We start from the raw sequence: 20861 nt of genomic DNA, 5'->3' as shown, positions 1-20861 counted from the left end.
TGACGATTCTCCTCACTATATGTACACTATGAAAAAACAATCGTTCTTCGCATAAGGACATTATAGAGAAATAAACTTTCAATAACAACCCCATTTATGTTAAAGTTCAAGATATCATGAATTGTAATTTTATTAAAGATTGGATCTGATGAATATGAAGGTATGTAAATTCGGCGGCACTTCCGTTGCCACTGCCGATCAAATTAGAAAAGTAGTCGATATTGTAACTTCTGACAGTGATCGTAAAATTGTTGTTGTTTCCGCGCCTGGAAAACGCTTTTCGGATGATATTAAAGTGACTGACCTCCTTATCCGACTTGGCGAGAAGGCTTTGGCAAATGAAGATACAGAAAGCGATCTGCTGGAAGTCGTCGGTCGGTACAGCTCGATTGCTGAAAGCCTCGGACTCGACAGTGACATTATTAATAAAATAGAGCAAGATTTACGCGAACGACTTTCCCGCGACAAAGAGGACTCCCTATTGTTCATGGATACGATGAAAGCAGCGGGCGAGGATAATAATGCAAAATTGATTGCCGCCTATTTCCAATACATTGGGTTTGATGCGAAGTATGTCAGCCCTAGAGAAGGCGGATTGCTCGTAAACGATCGGCCAGAGCGAGTTCGGGCATTGCCTGAAGGAGATGAACGGCTTGCAAACTTACGTGATGAAAAAGGAATTATTGTGTTCCCAGGATTTTTTGGTTATACAGAAGACGGAACACTCCGTACTTTCAATCGAGGCGGCTCGGATATTACCGGCTCCATCATTGCGGCAGCTGTGAAAGCAGATCTCTATGAAAACTTTACAGATGTCGACTCGGTGTTCGCTGCCAATCCGACTGTCATCGAAAACCCGGTTGCGATCGAAAAGATGACTTATCGTGAAATGCGGGAACTCGCATATGCGGGCTTTTCCGTTTTCCACGACGAAGCGCTCATCCCTGCTTTCCGGAAATCAATCCCTGTAAGCATCAAAAACACGAACAATCCTGAAGCACCAGGTACGTTGATCGTCAAAGAACGGGATTATAATGAGCAGCAAGTAATCGGAATTGCTGCGGACAGCGGATTTACTGCCATTTACGTCGATAAATATTTAATGAACTTGGAGATTGGATTCGGACGCAGACTTTTGCAGATCTTCGAGGAAGAAGACATTCCATACGAGCATACGCCGTCAGGAATCGACAATCTTTCTATCATCATCCGCAGCCGTTTCATGTCGAAGGAGAAGGAAGAGCGGATTGTAGAACGGATCCATAAGGAATTGGAGCCGGATGCAGTCATCGTCGAGCATGATTACTCGATGATCGTACTTGTAGGAGAGGGCATGCAATATACGACAGGCTTGGCCGCGCGGGCTGCGACGGCTATTGCGAGAAGCGGCACCAACATTGAGATGATCAACCAAGGTTCATCCGAAGTCAGCCTTGTTTTCGGGGTAAAAGTACAGGATGAAACGAAGAGTTTGAAAGAGTTGTATAACGAGTTTTTCGTGAAATCTTATGTACAATCATAAAAATAAAGCCACTCGTTTGTTTTTAGAAGATGCAATCGAGTAGGAGGGAGTGATTAACTCCCGACCTCTCACACCACCGTACGTACCGTTCGGTATACGGCGGTTCAATTAAGATTGATAACGCAAGTCTTCGTAACGAGATATCAGACTTTTAAGCCCTTGGGAACTCCAATACGGGTCCCCAAGGGTTCTGTGTAGTATCGGACTTTTAGATATTCTCCAGTAACTTTTACGTGAATTGCCCCATTCATATGCCTTTCCCCTCGGGACGCCTAGTCCAATGAGTTTTCTCACCTTTGTACTTGGTTTCTTCCAGTTCTTCCACATACACATTCGTAGTCTTCTTTTAATCCACGAGTCAAATTTAATAAACACACTTGGCGTGTCAGCCAGTGCGAAATATCCACACCATCCCATCAGATATTGATTAAGTTTCTTGATCCGGTATTCCATCGCATAAGGTATCTTCCTTGAAGTGATTTCACGGATTTTGTTCTTCATTCGCCTCACACTTTCCTTGGCAATGCGAACCTTCGGTTCCTTACCACTTGTGAAACTAAAGCCAAGAAACTTCCTTTTCCATGGACGGTCAACTGCGGACTTATTCAGGTTCACTTTCAACTTAAGTTTACCTTCAATAAATGAAGTGATGGAGCTCATGACCCGATTACCTGCTTTCTGTGTTCTCACGTAGATATTGCAGTCATCGGCATATCGGACAAACTTATGCCCCCTCTTCTCCAATTCATTATCAAGTTCATCAAGGACGATGTTGGAAAGGAGTGGACTCAAAGGTCCTCCTTGCGGAGTCCCTTCTTCACTCATTGTCACGATACCATTTATCATGATGCCCGATTTGAGATATTTACGGATTAATCTAAGAAGATGTTTATCTTTGATTCGTTTCGCAAGTGTCCCCATGAGTCTGTCATGGTTCACTTTATCAAAGAATTTCTCCAAGTCGATATCGACAACCCAGCGATTTCCCTCCTGTATGTACCCTCTTGCTTTTCTGACTCCATCGTGAGCACTTCGATTAGGACGAAATCCATAACTATGGTCTGAGAATGTCGGGTCATATAGAGAAGTTAATACTTGGGCTATCGCCTGTTGGATAAAGCGGTCTATCACGGTAGGGATACCTAATAGACGCACACCCCCGTCAGGTTTCGGGATTTCGACCCTGCGGACAGGTTGCGGTTCATAGGTTCCCTGAAGAAGTTCCATTTTCATGGATTCCCAATGTTCTAGGATGTGCTTCCGTAGGTTTTGTACGGGCATTTCATCCACACCGTGGCTTCCTTTATTGCGCTCCACCCGTTTCAGGGCAGAAAGCAGGTTTTCACGTGACAGTATTCGCTCCATCAACATGCGTTACGCCTCTTTCCGTGAACAACGGTTCTTCTTATGCCAGTCCTGCTCCACCATCTCGAAGTCCCCCGTGGAATTCACCACTTCCTCCTTCAAGCATGCCTTATCGGTTATCTGTGTTCTTCGCAGGTTGCTGAATGCCAAGATGTTGTTCTCTCTTAATTGTTCAGCCCTTCCCATTCTTCTCGAGTTCGAATGGTACTATGGCGTCTGCTGACTTCTGATTGTTCAGCTACCCATCACTGAGTAGGTTACCAAGTGTACTTGGCATACCAATCAGACCTCCCCAGGTAAGAACGTAGTCTTTCCCTCCATCTATCTGCTTCATTTACTACATATGACCTTCGGCAGAAAGGGCTTTGTTTTGAATTGCAAACTCACCCAATCATACATAGCCTTATATGAAGTTCGTGTTCCTCAGACCGGAGGTTTGCCGCTCGCTTCCTTCAGATTCCATGTCACCATGGACACCCTTGCGTTAAGCTAACTGCTACTTCTGCCTTCACAGTTCGGGACTTGCACCCTATAGACTACGCCCATGCTGGGCGCACAATCAAAAAGACGCTGTCCACTGGAATGTGGATAGCGTCTTTCTATTTTAATTCAATCGATTAAGGATTCGTTGACCAAAGCCCAGCATGTTTTAAAACGACACGAGGGTGAAGTTTTAGCTGTGCAACCATTAAGTCTGCTAAATCTTCTGCTTGCATCACTTTTTCAGGATTGCCGTCTGTCAAGTTTAGTTCAACAGCCATATCCGTTGCAACCGTACTTGGCGTCAATGTTGTCACGCGAATATTTTTCTTGCGCACTTCAAGCATTAATGACTCACTCATTCCGATCACCGCAGCTTTTGAAGCCGAATATGCACTTGTGATTGGTGCACCTTTTTGACCAGCCGTTGATGAGATATTAATGATGTCGCCAGTGTTCCGCTCGATCATTTCCGGCAATACCGCGCGTGTTGTGTAGTACACGCCTTTGACGTTGACATCGATAATATTTGTCCATTCTTCAGGCGTTAAGTCCATGAAGCTGCCGAACTTTGAAATGCCGGCGTTATTCACTAAAATGTCGATTGGACCTAGCTCGCCACGGATTGATTCGACTGCTGATGTAATCGAGTCTAAATCCGCAACATCTGCCGCAGCGTATGCTACCTTCACTTCAAATTGTTGAAGCTCCTCTTCGACTCGTTGTAAATTTTCAAGCGTACGTCCAACAAGACCTACGTGAATACCTTCTTTTGCAAATGCCAATGCTGTTGCGCGTCCAATTCCACGCCCTGCTCCAGTAATTAACGCCACTTTTCCTGCGATTGATTGCATGTTTTTCCGCTCCTTTTATTGAGATAGCTTTATTGTAGACGAAAACAATTACATATGCTTTACTCACGATTGGTCGCCGCCTACTATAAAGGTAGGATTTGTCTTTATGACTCACTCCATTCTACTCGGGGGTTTCTACATTGTGAAGAATGCACTTTTTTGTGCGAAGGTTACCAAAAGGTTACTGACTACATGAAAGGAGGTCACCTCTATGTCGGATAAATTAAGAGAAGAAGTAAAAGAGAGGATATTGAATCATGACTACCATTGTGAAAAGGAACTTACCTTATCGATTATTAGCGGGAAATGGAAAGTCGTGATTTTATGGCACTTAGGCGTAGAAGGACCTCATCGGTTCAGCGAGCTTCAAAGACTTTTCCCGAAAATATCCCATAAGATGCTAACGAATCAATTACGTGAACTAATGGAGGATGGAATTGTTCATAGAGAAGTGTTTCCAGAGGTCCCTCCGAAAGTCGAATATTCAATGACTGAACTAGGGATGACATTATTACCAATCGTAGAGATGATGTATGATTGGGGAAAGGAGCGAATGAATCAACTGAAACAAGAAAAAAATAATGGCTCAGAAAGCTAAAAAACAGTGGATACTTACGTTTGCTAACGTAATATCCACTGTTCACTTTAGTTTAGTTAACGCAATATGTTTTTATCATGGTAGGAACATGTAAGGAAATTGCTTAAATATGCCCTCCGAGATCATATCCGCCATCATCAACGCTTCTGCCTCAATTTGGTCGAATACTTGCACTTCCAATTCGAAATTTTTTTGGATCATACATACCGCTTCGAGCTTCGTCAAAGCCAAATGGGAATACATCATTTTCCGAAATGCTTCTTTGTCGATGTAAGGATTAATCCTATTCAGAAATTCTGCGATTTCGTCTGCATTTCGGTACCACTCCGCTTCTTTCTGTTCTGCCTTTTCCGTATCTCCATTTACAGCAGCAGTCACCAAATCTGCCGCAATCATCAAATGTTCCGAAATGAGATCACGATACGCATCTGCAATTTTATCGCCATAATATGGTCTCAGGGCATTCCCCATATCCGTTGCATTACGCAATAGGCGTGCAAGTACAAACTTCAAATCAGGTAGCTTGAAAACAATTGCAGTAATAGCCATTCGTGTCCATGTGACATGCTGCTCCCAAAGCAGACGGTTTTTATTCCATAATGTCACTTGTGCGCCGCTATAACAATTGATAGGTCGTGAAGGGCTCATAGGAACCTTCGGATACGCCGAGTCAATTCCATAATATTGGTTCACTCTACCACTCCAATATTCATACTTGGGTCAGTACATATAGTATTCGATAGGAATGATATCGGTGAAAGGAGCAGCTATGGATTTGTTGGATACACTTTACACCTGCCCTTTTTCCCTTTTCCTAATTAAAAGATATGCATTGATGCCCGAAGCAATTGGAAGACTCAGTGCCACTCCGATACCGGCACAAAGAATCGAAATCATTTCGGCACTGAATATTTTGGAGTTGATAATTCCCCCAACGGAATAATGAAGATCTTTGAACCATAACAGCAATGCCAGATAGCCTCCGAAGAATACGAAAAACAATGTATTCGTATCCGCACCTAAAATATCTCGCCCGACGCTCATTCCCGAAGCAAATAAATCTCTCCTGCTGATTGATGGATTGTTGTTGAAGATTTCATGCATGGAAGCTGCCATTGAAATAGCCACATCCATAATGGCACCGATTGTACTCATAATAATTACTGAAGCTAAAAGTTTCGTGAAATCGATGCCAATGAAAAGTGAAAATACGCCTAGCTCGTTTATTTCCTCTTCGCCAAAGCCTTGAATCATTGCATATTTCGTTACAATGACAATAAAGAAGAGCAACAATACAATTGTAACTATCGTAGAAATAAAAGCAGCGATCGTTTTACTGTTTACTTCATTAATATAAAACAGGCTGATGCAGCTAATGAGTACACATGCAATAATCGTTATGATTATGGGATTCCATTGTGGATTTGTCATCAGGAAAATTGTGAACATGATGACGCCAAAATTCAAGAATAAGGAAATAAAAGACCTGACTCCTTTTTTCCCACCGACAATCAACATGAGTACAAATAAAATGAGCGCTAGCACAACAATTACATTCATGATCTCGTCCTCTTTCGATTCACAAAATAAAGGGTCGTATAAAGACCGATCGGAATCGTCGATACAATTCCAATTCCTCCGACGAGAGCTCGGGCCAATTCTAGTGAAAGATTCATGGAAAGGGTGAAGCCCAGAAGGGAAGCATTTTTTAAGTATAAAATGATGACAGGAATTGACCCACTAATATAAGCGAAAAACAAAATGCTTGTGATCGTCCCCATAATATCCTTGCCGATATCAATACCTGAGGCTTTCAGTGCCTTCACGGATATGTCGTTATTTTGTTCGTATAAAGCGAAGAGTGAAGAGGACATCGTAATCGCGACGTCCATTACGGCACCTAACGATCCGATGAGCAATCCTGCCATAAAGACCATATGGTAGGGACGCGTCAAAAATTGCATTTCTTCGTAGCGGAGCCCGTTTCCTGAAGTGGCCCAAATAACGAGATAGGCAAGGCCGAGGGATATGAATGTCCCTAACAATGTCGCTATTATGGCAGCGTAGGTCTTTTCATTCAAACCGCTGACGATTGTTAAGGAAATAATAGTGAAGATAATCCCGCTAACAGCGCATATCAAAACTAAACTGATCGATGGGTTTTTAATGTAAACATCCAAGGCAAATGAAAGTAATGTAGCGTTTACGGCTAAGCTTATAATTGACAGCAAGCCTTGCTTCTTCCCTGCAATGAGTAACGTAAAAACAAAAATCCAAGCAATCAGCACAACGAATTGGTCACGTTTTACATTCGTGATACTTCCGGTTAACGTAGAATCTCCCGCCTTATTCGCATCAATCAAAACGAACAGTCCATTCCCAACACGGTATTGTTGATCATAAGCCCCAGATGAGGAATACTTATTCGTTAATTGGATTAGCTCCCCTTTATGTTCTCCATTTTTTACTTCAGCAATTATGTGCTGTGTGAACAGACGATCTTTGTTATTATTCATATCCGTAATATCGGATGCATCTGCGATTTCAGTTTGAATGACTTTGGCGATTGGCTGCTCGTAAAAAGAGTAATTATGGTTAACGACGAACATAGAGACAGCAAAGCATAGTCCTAGTACAGCGACAATTAGAATCTGTTTATATGTCGTCTTTTTTAATCTGCTCATGACAACATTCAAATAAAACCCTCCAGTATAGACAACCCTTCTTGCATTGTTCACAGTTTCTGATACCCTTTTTCAGCCAATTAGGCATCCCCACTATATCAAAGTTTGAGGGGAATTTTCGGTTCTATTCAATCAAAACGAAAGAAGCACCGCAAATGATTCATTCACGATGCTTCTGTCACTATTATTTTTTTAGGGTTGCAGACAAATTCAGCATATTGCCGATCCGCTCAACGACCGTTTCCACCTCATGTGGATTGCTTTTTAAATCGTAATCCGTAATATCAATTCTAAGTACAGGACAAGCATTGAAAGAATCGATCCACTTTACATAACGCTCATGCAGCTCTTCCCAATAGGACAGCGGCGTCTGCTGTTCCATCAAGCGGCCTCGCTCCTGGATACGCGCGATGATTTTCTCAAATGGTCCATCCAAATAGACGAGCAAGTCAGGATGCGGGAAATATGGTGTCATGACCATCGCGTCGAACAGCTTCGTATACGTATCATAATCGATCGGATCCATCGTCCCTTTGTCTTTATGCATCTTGGCGAAGATCCCTGTATCTTCATAGATGGAACGGTCTTGAATGAAACCGCCGCCATATTCGAAAATCCGTTTCTGTTCCTTAAAACGTTCCGCAAGAAAATAAATTTGCAAATGGAAGCTCCATTTTTCAAAGTCATCGTAAAAGCGGTCAAGATACGGATTCTTATCTACATTTTCCAATGAAGTCCGAAAATCCAATGCCGTGGCAAGTGCATTCGTCATTGTCGATTTACCGGCTCCAACTGTCCCCGCAATCGTGATGACCGCATTCTTCGGAATCCCATATTTTTCTCTTAAATTCATTGTATTGCTCCTTTTCGTATCGTCTCATCGACTTTGCTGAGAATCGCTTGTAAATCCCGTTCGTCATTGACAAAGTCTATTTCATCACCGTTGAAATGAAGGACCGGGATGTCCGGATGTGCAGCTTCAAAGTCTGCGATGAACTGTTCATAATCCTCCGACAGCCTTTGCAGATAGGAAGGATCGATATTCTTTTCGAAGTCCCGCCCGCGCAGTGCAATCCGTTTCATCAACGTATCAAGTGTTGCGTGTAAATAAATGATGACATTCGGAACAGGCATGTCCTTCGTTAATATATGGTAAATCTCTTCATACTTGGCGTATTCATCCGCAGGAAGTGAGCGCCTTGCAAAAATGAGGTTCTTGAATATATGATAATCCGCCACGACAGGCTGTTGTTGGCTTAAATATTTCTTTTGAATATCGCTCAGCTGTTTATAACGGTTGCATAGGAAGAACATTTCAGTTTGGAAGCTCCATTCCTCGATGTCTTCATAAAATTTATTTAAAAATGGATTTTCATCCACAATTTCGCTTAACTGATGGAACCGCTGCGCTTCTGCAATCGCTTTTGACAACGTCGTTTTGCCTACGCCGATCGGCCCCTCTACCGTAATGAACGGAACAGACATAAAATGCTCTCCTTTGATTCGTCAATTTCTGCACTTCATTTTATCATAATAGGGTGTTGAAACATAGATGTTGTCGAAAAATGGCAAGGACACTTTGCAGGATGATACACTAGTTGCAAGGAGAGATGACAGATGGATGTATTTGAAACAGACCGCCACTTCATGCGGCTGGCGATAGAAGAAGCTAGAAAAGCGGAAGCACTTAGCGAAGTTCCGATTGGAGCAGTCATCGTGAAAGATGGAGAGATAATTGCCACTGGGCATAATTTACGTGAAACGTCCCAAAATGCGGTCACACACGCAGAATTATCTGCCATCCAAGATGCATGCAGTGCGATTGGCAGCTGGCGATTGGAAGAAACGACGTTGTATGTGACGCTCGAGCCTTGCCCGATGTGCGCTGGTGCGATTTTACAATCAAGGATTCCACGCGTCGTATATGGGGCGCGTGATCCGAAAGGCGGCTGCGTTGATTCATTGTACCGATTGCTGAACGACCCGCGTTTCAATCATGAATGCGAAGTGGCGGAAGGCGTGCTTGCGGATGAATGCGGCGACATGTTATCAAAGTTTTTTCGAGCATTGCGGGAAAAGAAAAAAGAGCAAAAAAGGGCAATGCGGGAAGTCTAACGGGTTCGTTTGCTGAGGAGAAAACATTAAATATCACCGTATTTCGGGACACAATTTACATCTAAATTGTGTCCCGAATTTTGTAGGTATATTATGATCTTTACTAGTTAGCTGGATAGAATGGCTACGGTAAAAATCATTCAGCAGTGATAGATTGATAATTCCAATTAGCGTTATAAGTTGTGTGTTAAAATAGATTACAAATTGTTGATTAGCCCATACAACTTACACGTAACGCAAGGGGGTTGAAAGTAATGGATTCAACGAAAAGTAAATTTATGCTCTTCGTTTGGGGTCTTCTGTTTTTCTTGCTCTATTTCAGAATTTCTGCTTATGTATGGAATCGATGGATTTACGGCAGCTTCATACCGGACATCATCTTCTATCTGATTGTCATTTTATTACTCATTCCCGCAGCATTTCTGACGGCAAGATTCCTTGTTGAAAAAATACCGTTGAAGATTCATTTCATCGGCATCATCGTGGTTGCCTTGCTCTTTTCTTGGAATCTATATGATGATCATCGGGAAAAAAGGTTGGACGAATTATTCTCTTATCAAGCATCGAATTTCGTGTCGATGAATTTCAACTATGAAGGATGGCGGACGGAAGAGACAGAGCCTGTTGAGGAATTATTGGAATTCCTCAGCCAATATCGTGTGAAAAAAATGAAGGATTCTGAGTGGGATCAAAATGTTTCGATGGAAAGAGGATTTGGGTTCTTGATATCCCCAAAGAAGGGCAAAGGGTCGGGTGCTTCCATCCACCCGAACCGGCTGATGCTCTTTAACAAGCCCGGCTACTACAAGGTCTTGAATGGTCCTATAGATATGGAATGGATTGATGCATTCAATAAGAAATATGGGAATGAACATTGATGTATCCACGTACAAAGTCATTGGGGTTAATCATTAAAGATAATTATATTCTATTAGAGGAGCAAGAAGGAAAACACTCGAAAGGAATAGGATATTATTATCGTCCTATCGGCGGAACAATAGAACTTGGGGAGAGGTCTGATGAAACAGTCGTAAGGGAGTTCTATGAAAAATTGGGTGTTGAAATTGTTATAAGTCGCTATATTTCTTGCCTGGAAAATATTTTTAAAATAGACGAAGATATTGGTCATGAATTAATTCAAATATATATAGTAATTTAAAGATAAAAGATTATATCAGAAAGAAAACTTCACTGTAACAGAAGGGATGAAAGTTGCTGTTGCAAAGTGGGTCAGTAAAGACGAATTAATTTCTGGAGAAAAAGTTCTTTATCCTAACGGGCTGAAGGATTTACTGGAAGAAGCTTTTTAAATTAATGAGCTCCTTTGTTCAAGACTATCTTCGGCTCGTAGTCGCAAATCACTTCAATTATTCCATTGTTTACTGGATAAATATGATGTTCCAAACGATGTGCTAAATCGTCGGGGAAAAAGGGTTTAAATCTGTCAATATAATTAGAGTCTACCGCCTTAAAAAGCAGGAGGCCAAATTGATCCCCAACATTTTCCTTAGGATAATCAAGGTAAGACATTGGGATCTCAGTAGTATATCTGAAAGACACTACCCTATCCCCCATAACTGCTACTCCCCTATCATATATAAAGTCTACTTCTATTTTCCTTTTGTCAATCAGCGTGATAACTAGCCCTTTTTTAGGATCAACTTTTAATTTGAATTTGATCGCTCTACCCAATTCTTCGGCAAATTCTTTAGTAGGTTTCCAAATAGTCATCGTAGGTTGCCTTTCCATATGTAGTCCCACCTTTCGCCTTAGAGGAATTATTGTCCTTTCATAATATCTAATTTTGTCATAGGTTTTCAATTTATCACGTCAAAACTAAAAGGCAAGAATCCCGTACAATACTGGACTCTTGCCTAACTCGCCACTATTCAACTATTCTGGGTCACTTCAGTGCTGTATGTTTTTCTTTCCACCAACAGAGCGAACCCATTATGGTAAGTTCGAGTGACTTATCGTATGTGTCTTTACTTTTATCGAATAACTTCTTTTCCACCCATATAAGGACGCAATACTTCTGGAACGATGACAGATCCGTCCTCTTGCTGGAAGTTTTCCAGGATGGCTGCAACTGTCCGTCCAATCGCCAAACCGCTTCCGTTCAACGTATGAACGAATTCAGGCTTCGCACCTTGCTCGCGGCGGAAACGGATAGACGCGCGTCTCGCTTGGAAGTCTTCGAAATTCGAGCAAGAAGAGATTTCACGGTACGTGTCCTGCGTCGGAATCCATACTTCGATATCGTATTTCTTCGCTGCTGTGAACCCAAGATCCGCTGTGCACATTTTTAAGACACGGTATGGAAGGCCCAACAATTGAAGCACTTTCTCCGCATGTCCTGTCAATTTTTCCAGCTCTTCATAAGACTCTTCCGGCTTCACAAAGCGGACAAGCTCAACTTTATTGAACTGATGCTGGCGAATCAAGCCACGTGTATCTCTACCCGCAGACCCTGCTTCTGAACGGAAGTTCGTGCTGTATGCAGTATAAGCGATCGGCAATTGAGCACCGTCGAGAATTTCGTCACGGTAATAGTTCGTCACCGGAACTTCAGACGTCGGAATTAAGAAATAATCCTCTTCCTCGATCAAGAACGCATCCTCTTCGAATTTCGGAAGTTGGCCAGTACCCGTCAAGCTCGTACGGTTCACCAAATATGGCGGCAGCATTTCTTCATAGCCATGCTCCTCTACATGTAGATCGAGCATAAAGCTAATCAACGCACGCTCTAGTCTCGCACCTAGTCCACGATAAAACACAAAACGGCTGCCCGTCACTTTTGCTGCACGTTCAAAATCGAGCAAGTTCAAATCCGTCCCGATTTCCCAATGCGGCTTCGGTTCGAAAGTAAATTCTGGTTTTTCTCCCCATGTACGGACTTCGACATTATCATCTTCACTGTCACCAACTGGAACTGATTCATGCGGGATGTTCGGAATGCGCATCATGATATAATTCAAATCTTCTTCGACTTGATGCAATTGCTCATCAAGTGTTTTGATTTCATCTCCGACTTCACGCATGCGTGCGATTACGTCATCCGCATTTTCCTTGTTACGTTTCATTTCCGCTACTTTTTGCGAAACTTCATTTCGCTCCGCTTTCAGTACTTCCACTTTCGCAATCAGTTCTCTACGTTTTTCATCCAGTCCGACAAATTTATCCAAATCCGTCAAGTCTTCTCCGCGCTTCGTAAGCTTAGCTTTCACTTCATCAAAGTTCGCACGAAGCATTTTAATGTCTAACATAGTGATTCCTCCTCAGTTTTGAATGTGACGATTATTTTCAGACACAAAAAAAGCCCTCTATCCCCTATACAAGGGACGAGAACTACCCGCGTTGCCACCCAAATTGACCAGCAAAAAGCTGATCCACTCTTTGAAATAACGGTTCAATGTCCGGCTAGGCCTACTCTTCGTTCAGCCTGGCTACTCAGGGACGGATTCACAAGTGTCTTTACCGGCTCACACCACCCGCCGGCTCTCTTTGAAAAACGTGCTTGCTACTGCTTCCCATCATCGTCTTTAATTTGAAATTAACATCACTTTACTACATACAGTCACTTTTTGCAAGGTTCAAGAAGTTATAGTCTTTAACATATCCGCAATAGCGTTAAAATATTCTGTTTCATGTGGAACAAAATCATTCAAGCTTATATGATTGCCATCTAAGCAAACGATATTTTCTACTTCTCCCTTAAAAAGTGCCTGTACATCCCCGATTGAAACAGCGTGAATGCTTTCTACTTCCTCCTTTTGCAATGTGAAATCAGCCGGCGCAAAGGTTGATTGATATAGAAAAACATTCGCAAATTCCCGGTCAATGAAATCCGGCAGCTTAATGACATCTCGAACGGCGCCCATCCGTTTTAACTTGGAAAGGTCCACTTGTATGCCAAGCTCCTCCTCCACTTCACGGATTCCATCTATAACGTCCTCGTCCGCCAACAAATGGCCCGCCGCTGTAATATCATACAAGCTTGGGAAGTCCTTTTTAGTGGCGCTTCTTTTTTGAATAAAAACATTTGTCTCATCCAAGAGCCAACAATGGAATGTCTCGTGCCACAAGCCTTTCTTATGAACGATTTCTCTTGTTTCATCACATACATACTTATAATCTTCATCGAATACTTTCAGTAACTCTACCAACTTCATACTCCCTTTCAACGAAATACATTGATTATACTAACAACAAGGATCAATGTGAACACTACAGCAACGATTGCAGAAGTGATTTTCGTATAAAGAATTGCTCCCCTTGAAAATTCAGGCTCCCCATCATATTGCCACCGTTTCCCAAATAACATCATTTCCCGTGGAGCCAAAAATGTCAATACACTGACTGGAACGAAGAGGATGAACAAAAAAATCGCTTCAGCCATCCCGCCCACCTCCTTGTTACATTTACGCCTTCTATTCTTTAATACGCTATTTCCTCATTAAATGTTTCTAAAACATCTCATAACATACATAACAATAAAAAAATCCAGAACATACAACGTATGCTCTGGACCTCTTCCCATCAAACTCCACGTACCGCCATTAATTCACTTTCTGCTAACTTACTTATTTCTAGACCTTTCATTGGCGTGCCGATGTCTTTGGATAAATCACCGATCAATGCATAGTTCCGGAAATCTTCCGTTGCCATGACAATCGCACGCGCGAAGCGTTCAGGGTTGTCGGATTTAAAGATACCGGAACCGACGAATACGCCGTCTGCGCCAAGCTCCATCATCAGTGCCGCGTCCGCAGGGGTCGCTACGCCGCCTGCTGCATAATTCGTAACCGGTAGACGCTTCGCTTCGCGGATCGCTAGCAGCACGTCATAAGGCGCTGCCAAGTCTCTTGCAGCCACCATCAACTCATCATTATTCATATGAATGATTTGATTCACTTGCGCATTCACTTGGCGTAGATGGCGTACCGCTTCAACGATATTGCCCGTTCCCGGCTCACCTTTCGTACGAAGCATCTTTGCCCCTTCTCCAAGACGGCGCGCCGCTTCACCGAGATTTCGAGCGCCACAGACGAACGGCACTTTATAGTCGCTCTTCAATAAATGGAACTCGTCATCCGCCGGAGTCAACACTTCACTTTCATCGATGAAATCCACACCCATTGCTTCTAATACACGCGCTTCCGAAATATGTCCGATCCGCACTTTTGCCATAACCGGAATTGAAACTGCCTTTTGTACTTCTTCAACGATGCGCGGATCTGCCATCCGAGCAACCCCGCCCGCTGCCCGTATATCCGATGGGACACGTTCAAGCGCCATAACCGCCACTGCACCTGCCGCCTCCGCTACTTTTGCCTGCTCCGCGTTGATAACATCCATAATTACGCCGCCATATTTAAAATCCATTTACTCTTCCCCCTTTTCATTTCATTCAGTATACTAGACTATGACCATATTGAAATGACCAGTTTAAAGATAAACTAAGGGGTCAGATTGAGGTGCGCACATGGAAATGTTATTGATTGAACTCAATAAAGAAAGTGAAACTCCACTGTACGAGCAAATTTACCAGCAAATTCGGAAAGACATCACCGAAGGGAAGCTCATTGTCGGTGAAAAGCTGCCTTCAAAACGGAAACTAGGTGAATTCCTAGACGTCAGTCAGACGACGATTGAAATTGCTTATGGGCAATTGACAGCAGAAGGATTTATTACATCCAAACCACGAAGAGGCTATTTTGTACAGGAAGTCGGCGAATTGGCATATGTACAGCCCACCGAGGAAATCAAATTTACTGCAAAAGAGGTACGAAAAGAACTCGAAATTGATTTCTCACCGGGTAAAATCGATACGGAGTCATTCCCTTTCGCACAGTGGCGGAAATACGCAAAAGATACCATCGATGAATCGTCGCCGCACCTTCTGCTCTTAGGTCATCCACATGGAGATGTAGAGCTTCGGCAGGAAATCGCGAAGTATTTATATCACTCGAGAGGGGTCGATTGCTCCGCGGACCAGATCATTGTCGGTTCGGGTACGGAACAGCTTATGCCACTGCTCATCCGGCTTCTAGGACCGAGAGCAAAGTATGCCATTGAGGATCCGGGATATCCGCTCACCCACCACGTATTCTTCCATAACAACCGGGAAGCTGTGCCGATTGCAGTCGACACAGAAGGAATGGACGTACAGGCGCTCCAGCAGTCGGAAGCAACCGTGGCTTACGTGACACCATCCCATCAGTTCCCGACCGGCACAGTGCTCTCTGCAGCTCGTAGAACAGCTTTGTTGAACTGGGCGGCAACTCATGCCGGCAATTTTATCATAGAGGACGATTACGACAGCGAATTCCGCTATACAGGCCGCCCGATCCCTTCTTTGCAAGGGATGGACAAAGCGGGCAACGTCATCTACGTCAGTACCTTTTCAAAATCTCTCATGCCATCACTGCGGATTGCCTATATGGTGCTTCCTCCTGTTTTGCTCAAACACTACGAGGAGGCATTCATCCATTACTCATCGACAGTACCGCGGCTTGACCAACACACGCTAGCTCGTTTCATGGCGGACGGCCATTTTGCCCGTCACTTGAACCGGATGAGAAAGGTGTATAAACGCAAATTACAATTGCTCACCGATTCCTTTCGGCAATATGCACCGACGATTTCATTCTCGGGGGACGAGGCAGGCATGCACATCCTCATCAATGTACGTACAGATGAGAATGAGGACTCATTAACCAAGGCAGCTCTAGGCCAAGGCATTCGCGTCTATGGTTTGAATGAGTATCGCAAAGCCACAAAAAGTGTGCAGCCGTCCTTCTTAATCGGTTTCGGAGGGTTGGCAGACGACAGAATCACATGGGCAGTCGAGCGACTGATGAATGCTTGGAATATAGAAAAAAGGTGAAGGATCCTAGAAGGACCCATCACCTTTTTTTATTTGAATAAACCTTTTATAAACCCGGTTGCACTTTCCCAAATACCTGCGAAGAAATCACCGATTGCACTCATCATTAACGCAAACCATCCGGCTTTTTCGACATCGTCTGTGACGACGACTTCCATGCCGAGGTCTTTCGAATCGATAAATCCGTAATCTTCGCCCTCTTTTTTAACAAGCTCTACATGTCCGACGACTGTGCCTTTTTTGACCGGCGCTTCTAACGCACCGTCTTTCAGCAGGGAATCATCTAATACAAGCTTCGGTTCGTAAAGATCCTTTTCATTCGATTTGATCATCGCTTTGATTGGCTCTTTCACTTCGATTGTAACTGTCTTCTCTTTTCCTTTATGGACAGGCAATGTTTTCTGCTCTTTGAATTGATAGCCCGAAGAAAGAAGCTCCTCATTGGAGAACTGGCTGAATCCATAATCGAATAACGCTCTTGTCGCATCAAAGCGCGCCTTATAGGAGCCGACTCCATTTGCATCAACAGCTTTCATAACAACAGCGATGAGCCTCTTGTCGCCCCGTTTCGCCGTACCTGTAAAGCAATGGCCTGCGAAATCGGTCGTTCCTGTCTTTAATCCGTCCACGCCTTCATATTCATAAACGAAACCTGGAAGCATGAAATTCCAGTTGTCCATCTTAATAGCATCCGATGTTCCTTCACGGAATACCTTCGAATTGATTTTCGTCGTTTCTAACACTTCCGGATAATCTTTCATCAAATGGTATGCAAGTCGTGCAACCGATTTGGCAGGCATGACGTTCTCGTCTTTTTCGCCAGTCCCTTGCGGATGCATCCCTTGCAAGTATTCATTGTTCAAACCTGTGGAATTGACGAATTTATAATCAACTAAGCCAAGTTCCTTCGCTTTAGCATCCATCAATTTTAAGAATTCCGTTTCCGTACCAGCAATCGTTTCAGCAATCGCGATTGTAGCAGCATTCGCCGAATAAATTGCTAATGCTTCATAAAGCTCCCTGATCGTATACGTTCCGTCTTTCCGAAGCGGAACGTTGCTTAAACGCCTGTCCTGGGAGATCGCATATGTGTAATCAGTTACTTTGTATTCTTGATCCCAACTGATTTTACCTTCTTTTATTGATTCAAATAAGATATATTCAGTCATCATTTTTGACATACTTGCAATGCCGAGTGGTGTATCCGCATTCTCTTCGTATAAAATCTTTCCACTATCCGCGTCAATTAGAATGGCACCATCCACGTGAATGCCAAGTGTCGATTCTGCTTGTGCAGGCGCTGTGCCGAACGTCATCATTAATACAAATGGAATGATCAGCAAAGCAACCCATTTTCTCATTTCCCGTTTCACCAATATACCTCCGTCATTGCAATTTTCCACTTTATATTTTAACACATCATGAACACGATTAGGGGGTTCGATTAAAAAAGCACCTTTCCGCTCATATCAAGACGTGTGGAAAGGTGCTGAAGTTCCTTATTTATAACTACTGCTTGTTAGGAAATGGAGTAGTTTGGCGCTTCCTTCGTAATGTGCACTTGGTGCGGATGGCTTTCACGAAGACCTGCACCAGTCATGCGGATGAACTGCGCTTTCTCACGAAGATCATGAAGATCTTTCGTTCCGCAATAGCCCATGCCCGCCCGGATTCCTCCAACGAGTTGGTGGATCGTGTCTGCAAGAGGCCCTTTGTAAGGCATACGACCTTCGATTCCTTCCGGCACTAGCTTCTTCGCATCTTCTTGGAAATAACGGTCTTTGGAACCATGTTCCATTGCGCCGACTGATCCCATTCCACGGTATACTTTGAAACGTCTGCCTTGGAATATTTCCGTATCTCCAGGGCTTTCAGTCGTTCCGGCAAGCAAGCTTCCTAGCATGACGACATGTCCGCCGGCAGCTAAAGCTTTTACGATATCGCCGGAATATTTAATTCCACCGTCTGCAATGATCGTTTTTCCTTGTTTGCGTGCTTCCGAAGCACATTCATAAACTGCAGTGATTTGAGGCACGCCTACACCAGCAACGACGCGTGTCGTACAAATAGACCCTGGCCCAATTCCTACTTTGACAACATCGGCGCCTGCTTCGTACAATGCTGCAGCCGCTTCCGCAGTCGCTACATTCCCTGCAATGATATCAAGGTCTGGATACTCTTTACGGATCTGAGCAACCGTGTCGAGCACACCTTTCGAATGACCATGTGCTGTGTCGATGACGATGACATCAACTTCTGCAGCAACGAGTTTCTGAACCCGTACCATCGTATCGGATGTTACACCAACCGCTGCTCCTACGAGTAGACGACCTTGGCTGTCTTTCGCAGCATTCGGGAACTCAATCACTTTTTCGATATCTTTAATTGTAATAAGCCCTTTTAAGATTCCATTTTCATCGACAATCGGCAGCTTCTCGATTTTATATTGCTGCAAAATCTTTTCAGCATCTTCCAACGTCGTCCCGACTGGGGCTGTCACTAAATTATCCTTCGTCATCACATCATTGATGATAAGCGAATAATCTTGGATGAAGCGCAGATCGCGATTCGTCAGAATACCAACAAGTTTTTGCTCGTCCATATTGTTTACGATTGGAACGCCAGATATACGATACTTGCCCATTAAATGCTCCGCATCGAATACTTGGTGTTCAGGAGTGAGGAAGAAAGGATTTGTAATAACGCCATTCTCTGAACGTTTCACCGTTACAACTTGCTCTGCCTGCTCTTCGATAGTCATATTTTTATGAATAACACCAAGTCCGCCTTGACGCGCCATTGCAATTGCCATTTTTGACTCAGTTACCGTATCCATCCCAGCACTGATAATTGGAATGTTCAACGTCATTTTCTCCGTCAAACGGACCGAAAGATTTACATCCTTTGGCAATACCTCTGAAGCACCCGGTACAAGCAATACATCGTCGAAAGTCAATCCTTCACGAGTGAATTTAGATTCCCACATTTCGTTTCCTCCTCTAATATCATTATCTGCAGTTGAATATTATTAAAAGGTTATCAGCGCTTATGGGACGTGTCAAGGCGACTGGAATAAGAAAATGAATTCCATAAATTCACTGAATTAACTTTTCAATTGCTGCTCTCATTTTAACCGGGGAAGTTTGCGGTGCAAAACGCTCCACAACATTGCCTTGACGATCAATGAGAAACTTTGTGAAATTCCATTTGATGCCCTCAGTGAGCAGTCCCTTCTTTTGTTCTATTAAATAGGAAAACAACGGAACAGAATTACTACCAACAACATCAACCTTATCAAACATCGGAAACGTCACTCCGTAATTCCTTTCACAAAACGATAACGTCTCTTCAATCGACTCGAATTCTTGATTCATGAAGTTATCGGAAGGAAAGCCTAGAACGACAAATCCTTGTTCACGGTAATCCTCATAAAGCTTTTGAAGCTCTTTAAACTGTTCCGTAAATCCGCATTTACTCGCCGTGTTAACAATGACGGTAACCAACCCTTCGTAGTCCTTCATTGATTGCAAAGTACCGTCTGGTCTTTCAACTGAAAAGTCATAAACGGAAGCCATATTCATCATCACCTTTCCTAGTCGTTATTAATCAACAATAAGTCAACTTTACAGGCAATGCAAAGATGATCAACGAATAGTTACACCTCCAATATGCACCCTCCCCTACCCAATAACGCATAAATGCCGATATTCACGCATAAAACGATTCATAGAAGCATAAAGTCTTAAAACCACGCATAAATCATAATAAAGGAGCATATTTTTTTGCAAACGCGCATAAACAACTCTAAAAACGCATAACGCTGCCCCTATGATTGAAATGATACAAATGTAAATACAAAAAAACCATCCCCCACAGGGGATGGCCTTTGCCCGGCGACGTCCTACTCTCACAGGGGGAAGCCCCCTACTACCATCGGCGCTGAAGAGCTTAACTTCCGTGTTCGGTATGGGAACGGGTGTGACCTCTTCGCCTTCGTCACCAGACTATGTATGAACGATGCTTGTTCGTTCAAAACCGGATAAAACCAACATTGTTGCTGAACTCAAGTTCAACCGTACTTCTTAACTGATAAGGTTAAGTCCTCGATCGATTAGTATCCGTCAGCTGCACGTGTCGCCACGCTTCCACCCCGGACCTATCCACCTCATCTTCTTTGAGGGATCTTACTTACAAATGTAATGGGAAATCTCATCTTGAGGGGGGCTTCATGCTTAGATGCTTTCAGCATTTATCCCGTCCACACATAGCTACCCAGCGATGCCTTTGGCAAGACAACTGGTACACCAGCGGTGTGTCCATCCCGGTCCTCTCGTACTAAGGACAGCTCCTCTCA

Annotated in this window: 21 protein-coding genes, 2 rRNA genes and 1 other annotated feature (1 of these 24 running past the window's edge); of the genes, 6 read left to right on the top strand and 17 right to left on the bottom strand. The window is 43.4% G+C overall.

Features of this window, described 5'->3' with window-relative positions; translation table 11 throughout:
• Nucleotides 1-154 precede the first annotated feature (154 nt).
• The gene (locus AC0L13_RS20525) at nucleotides 155-1522 is read left to right on the top strand and encodes an aspartate kinase (protein ID WP_473647188.1); all 1368 of its coding nucleotides are present in this window, start codon (nucleotides 155-157) and stop codon (nucleotides 1520-1522) included.
• Nucleotides 1523-1630: 108 nt separating this feature from the next.
• Here AC0L13_RS20525 and ltrA read toward each other — a convergent pair whose 3' ends face one another.
• Together ltrA and AC0L13_RS20515 are read right to left on the bottom strand one after the other, a co-directional pair.
• Nucleotides 1631-2893, bottom strand: a complete 1263-nt coding sequence (gene ltrA, locus AC0L13_RS20520; RefSeq protein ID WP_473642567.1) for a group II intron reverse transcriptase/maturase — start codon at nucleotides 2891-2893, stop codon at nucleotides 1631-1633.
• Between the two features lie 611 nt (nucleotides 2894-3504).
• Entirely contained in the window at nucleotides 3505-4221 is a 717-nt protein-coding gene (locus AC0L13_RS20515; protein WP_473642566.1) for a 3-ketoacyl-ACP reductase, read from the bottom strand.
• A 211-nt stretch (nucleotides 4222-4432) separates the two neighbouring features.
• On the opposite strand from AC0L13_RS20515, the gene AC0L13_RS20510 reads away from it, so the two are divergent.
• Complete coding sequence (locus AC0L13_RS20510) at nucleotides 4433-4819, top strand: winged helix-turn-helix transcriptional regulator (RefSeq protein WP_473642565.1); 387 nt, start codon at nucleotides 4433-4435, stop codon at nucleotides 4817-4819.
• 75 nt (nucleotides 4820-4894) lie between these two features.
• Here the strand turns inward: AC0L13_RS20510 and AC0L13_RS20505 are convergent, their stop codons facing one another.
• From AC0L13_RS20505 to AC0L13_RS20485, 5 genes are all read right to left on the bottom strand, one after another.
• Entirely contained in the window at nucleotides 4895-5467 is a 573-nt protein-coding gene (locus AC0L13_RS20505; RefSeq protein ID WP_473647185.1) for an acetylglutamate kinase, read from the bottom strand.
• Between the two features lie 141 nt (nucleotides 5468-5608).
• Entirely contained in the window at nucleotides 5609-6379 is a 771-nt protein-coding gene (locus AC0L13_RS20500; RefSeq protein ID WP_473642564.1) for a YibE/F family protein, read from the bottom strand.
• Nucleotides 6376-7503 carry a YibE/F family protein gene (locus AC0L13_RS20495; protein ID WP_473647182.1) on the bottom strand — a complete coding sequence of 376 codons (1128 nt, stop codon included), beginning with the start codon at nucleotides 7501-7503 and terminating at the stop codon, nucleotides 6376-6378. The genes AC0L13_RS20500 and AC0L13_RS20495 overlap by 4 nt, the downstream gene beginning before the upstream one ends.
• A gap of 184 nt (nucleotides 7504-7687) precedes the next feature.
• The gene (locus tag AC0L13_RS20490; RefSeq protein WP_473642563.1) at nucleotides 7688-8356 is read right to left on the bottom strand and encodes a deoxynucleoside kinase; all 669 of its coding nucleotides are present in this window, start codon (nucleotides 8354-8356) and stop codon (nucleotides 7688-7690) included.
• Complete coding sequence (locus tag AC0L13_RS20485; protein ID WP_473642562.1) at nucleotides 8353-8988, bottom strand: deoxynucleoside kinase; 636 nt, start codon at nucleotides 8986-8988, stop codon at nucleotides 8353-8355. The genes AC0L13_RS20490 and AC0L13_RS20485 overlap by 4 nt, the downstream gene beginning before the upstream one ends.
• Nucleotides 8989-9120: 132 nt before the next feature.
• Here AC0L13_RS20485 and tadA point away from each other — a divergent pair, with 132 nt between their 5' ends.
• The 3 genes from tadA to AC0L13_RS20470 all read left to right on the top strand — a co-directional run bounded on the left by tadA (nucleotide 9121) and on the right by AC0L13_RS20470 (nucleotide 10777).
• Nucleotides 9121-9618 (top strand): tRNA adenosine(34) deaminase TadA, encoded by a 498-nt coding sequence (gene tadA / locus AC0L13_RS20480; RefSeq protein ID WP_473642561.1) that lies wholly within the window; start codon nucleotides 9121-9123, stop codon nucleotides 9616-9618.
• Nucleotides 9619-9872: 254 nt separating this feature from the next.
• Nucleotides 9873-10496: a hypothetical protein gene (locus AC0L13_RS20475; protein WP_473642560.1), complete on the top strand. Its 624-nt coding sequence runs from the start codon at nucleotides 9873-9875 to the stop codon at nucleotides 10494-10496.
• The gene (locus AC0L13_RS20470; RefSeq protein WP_473642559.1) at nucleotides 10496-10777 is read left to right on the top strand and encodes an NUDIX domain-containing protein; all 282 of its coding nucleotides are present in this window, start codon (nucleotides 10496-10498) and stop codon (nucleotides 10775-10777) included. The genes AC0L13_RS20475 and AC0L13_RS20470 overlap by 1 nt, the downstream gene beginning before the upstream one ends.
• A 152-nt stretch (nucleotides 10778-10929) precedes the next feature.
• Here AC0L13_RS20470 and AC0L13_RS20465 read toward each other — a convergent pair whose 3' ends face one another.
• The 5 genes from AC0L13_RS20465 to pdxS form a co-directional block, all read right to left on the bottom strand.
• The gene (locus AC0L13_RS20465) at nucleotides 10930-11367 is read right to left on the bottom strand and encodes a hypothetical protein (protein ID WP_473642558.1); all 438 of its coding nucleotides are present in this window, start codon (nucleotides 11365-11367) and stop codon (nucleotides 10930-10932) included.
• Between the two features lie 242 nt (nucleotides 11368-11609).
• Nucleotides 11610-12884: a serine--tRNA ligase gene (gene serS, locus AC0L13_RS20460; protein ID WP_473642557.1), complete on the bottom strand. Its 1275-nt coding sequence runs from the start codon at nucleotides 12882-12884 to the stop codon at nucleotides 11610-11612.
• Between the two features lie 68 nt (nucleotides 12885-12952).
• Nucleotides 12953-13164, bottom strand: a binding site (T-box leader).
• A gap of 47 nt (nucleotides 13165-13211) precedes the next feature.
• Entirely contained in the window at nucleotides 13212-13790 is a 579-nt protein-coding gene (locus AC0L13_RS20455; RefSeq protein ID WP_473642556.1) for an NUDIX hydrolase, read from the bottom strand.
• An 8-nt stretch (nucleotides 13791-13798) separates the two neighbouring features.
• Entirely contained in the window at nucleotides 13799-14017 is a 219-nt protein-coding gene (locus AC0L13_RS20450) for a DUF6199 family natural product biosynthesis protein (RefSeq protein WP_473642555.1), read from the bottom strand.
• 140 nt (nucleotides 14018-14157) lie between these two features.
• Nucleotides 14158-15003 (bottom strand): pyridoxal 5'-phosphate synthase lyase subunit PdxS, encoded by an 846-nt coding sequence (gene pdxS / locus AC0L13_RS20445; RefSeq protein WP_473642554.1) that lies wholly within the window; start codon nucleotides 15001-15003, stop codon nucleotides 14158-14160.
• Nucleotides 15004-15103: 100 nt separating this feature from the next.
• Between pdxS and pdxR the strand changes: the two genes are divergently transcribed.
• On the top strand, nucleotides 15104-16507 hold the full coding sequence (gene pdxR, locus AC0L13_RS20440; protein ID WP_473642553.1) for a MocR-like pyridoxine biosynthesis transcription factor PdxR: 1404 nt from the start codon (nucleotides 15104-15106) through the stop codon (nucleotides 16505-16507).
• Nucleotides 16508-16536: 29 nt separating this feature from the next.
• Here pdxR and AC0L13_RS20435 read toward each other — a convergent pair whose 3' ends face one another.
• The 5 genes from AC0L13_RS20435 to AC0L13_RS20415 form a co-directional block, all read right to left on the bottom strand.
• Nucleotides 16537-17880, bottom strand: a complete 1344-nt coding sequence (locus AC0L13_RS20435; protein ID WP_473642552.1) for a serine hydrolase — start codon at nucleotides 17878-17880, stop codon at nucleotides 16537-16539.
• A gap of 146 nt (nucleotides 17881-18026) precedes the next feature.
• Nucleotides 18027-19493, bottom strand: a complete 1467-nt coding sequence (guaB, locus tag AC0L13_RS20430) for an IMP dehydrogenase (RefSeq protein ID WP_473642551.1) — start codon at nucleotides 19491-19493, stop codon at nucleotides 18027-18029.
• A 109-nt stretch (nucleotides 19494-19602) separates the two neighbouring features.
• Nucleotides 19603-20082 carry a glutathione peroxidase gene (locus AC0L13_RS20425; protein WP_473642550.1) on the bottom strand — a complete coding sequence of 160 codons (480 nt, stop codon included), beginning with the start codon at nucleotides 20080-20082 and terminating at the stop codon, nucleotides 19603-19605.
• Between the two features lie 313 nt (nucleotides 20083-20395).
• Nucleotides 20396-20511, bottom strand: a 5S ribosomal RNA gene (gene rrf, locus AC0L13_RS20420).
• Nucleotides 20512-20598: 87 nt separating this feature from the next.
• Nucleotides 20599-20861 (bottom strand): 23S ribosomal RNA (locus AC0L13_RS20415) (it continues 2671 nt past the right edge of the window).

It is taken from the genome of Sporosarcina sp. QA0331, from assembly GCF_055808055.1.
The sequence above is the reverse complement of the archived record's forward strand: the minus strand, read 5'-3'. Positions and strand labels throughout refer to the sequence as shown.